Genomic DNA, 1,565 nt, shown 5'->3' with positions numbered 1-1,565 from the left:
AAGCGGGAGAAGTCCGTCTACGCCGCATCCAGTGTCAAGACCTGGCGCTCGACGCTCCACCTCATCCTGGCCGACGCCGTGGATGAGGGCCTCATCGTCGCCAACCCGGCCACCAAACGACGCGGACGCGGCAAGCGCGCCGGCCGTTCCCGTGACCGGGGACCCGAGAAGGTCATCACCGATCCGCTCGGCCTGCTGCTCATCGCCGAACGCGCGGCCCTGCTGTCCGGGCGCGACGACGAGTTCGTCGCCGTGATCCTCAAGGGATACACGGGCATGCGGTGGGGCGAAATCGTCGGCTTGGAAACCGAGTTCGCACGACCTGACGCCGTACGGGTGGAGCACCAGTTGTACGAGCTGGACTCAGGCGAGCTGATCCGCTGCCCGCCCAAGGACGACAGCTACCGCAGCATCGACGTGACGGACTGGTTGTCGGCCCTGGTCGCCGACCACATCGCCCGTACGAAGCCGACGCCGTGCGCCTGCCACGGCAAGAGGTACGTGTTCCGTGGCCAGGGCACCGCTCGCACCGGTGGGCACACGGGCGCCAAGCTCGTGGACGTCGCTCGTCGCGCGGAGGTTTCCAGCGGCACTGTGTCCAATGTCCTCAACCACCCCGAGCGGGTACGAGAGGACACCCGCGTCCGGGTTGAACGCGCCATAGCCGAGCTGAAGTTCGTCCGAGGAGGCGTCCCGACGGAGAACGCCGCCCACTGGCGCCGCAACGGCTTCGCCACCTGGCTGTTCGCGCCGGCCACCTCCGGCTGGTACCCGAAGAAGGCACCTCAGGAGGCCCGCCCAGTCCCGCTGCTCGGCGAGCCTTGGCCCGGCATCCCGGTCCGAGGCCGCAACGCCCGTGGCCGGGCCGACGCCTGCTGGCTGCCCGTCGCCAGAGGACTCACCCCGCATGGCCTGCGCCACTCCCATCGCACGCACATGGAAGACCTCGGCACCGAGAAGGTGCTGATGGACGAGCGTATGGGCCACATCGACGGCTCGGTCTCGGCCCGCTACGCCCACGTGACCCCTGGCATGCGCGAGCGTCTCAAGGCCGGCCTGACCGAGCAGTGGGATGCGGCGCTCGATGCCCGGCGTGGCCTGCACCCGCGATCGCCGGTCGCCGTACTCGATCGGCTGCTGCGCGCTCGCGCCACGACGATGGCCTGATGGTCGGGAGACGGGCTCCGGTTACCTCGAATGGAGCCCCTCTAGCGCGCGACGTGTGCGGTTCGGTGGTCTTGGCGGTGGTACTGGTATGGCGCGGCGGATCTCCCCGATTTGCCGGGACGGGTTGGGAAGGGGCGTACGCTGTGCATGGCAGATCGCGCCTGCCCGCTCCGAGTCATGATGGCCCACGTCCATCATGGCGGCGAAGACAAGGTTCCCCGAATCGCGCAGCAGCGTTCCGCCAGGTCATCCAAGTATCCGCGGCGGGGTGGACGTGGGGCGTCCCGTCAGATGGAGCACACGATGACTAGGGACCGTCGCCGCAAGGCTGAGATTCACGCCCACCAGGCAACCACCGGAGCGGCGTATCTGGTGGCCCGCCGACAGATCGCTGCCTT

At 68.8% G+C, this 1,565-nt stretch carries 1 protein-coding gene; it reads left to right on the top strand.

All coding sequences use genetic code 11. The features are described from left to right. Nucleotides 1-1,167 (top strand): LacI family DNA-binding transcriptional regulator (locus tag ACFY5C_RS41480; protein WP_389455264.1); only part of this gene is annotated, 1,167 nt, incomplete at its 5' end. Between the last annotated feature and the right edge of the window lie 398 nt (nt 1,168-1,565).

Source organism: Streptomyces sp. NPDC012935, assembly GCF_042900345.1.
Taxonomy (GTDB): domain Bacteria; phylum Actinomycetota; class Actinomycetes; order Streptomycetales; family Streptomycetaceae; genus Streptomyces.
Note: the sequence above shows the minus strand (reverse complement) of the source record. Positions and strands in the feature narration are given on the sequence as shown.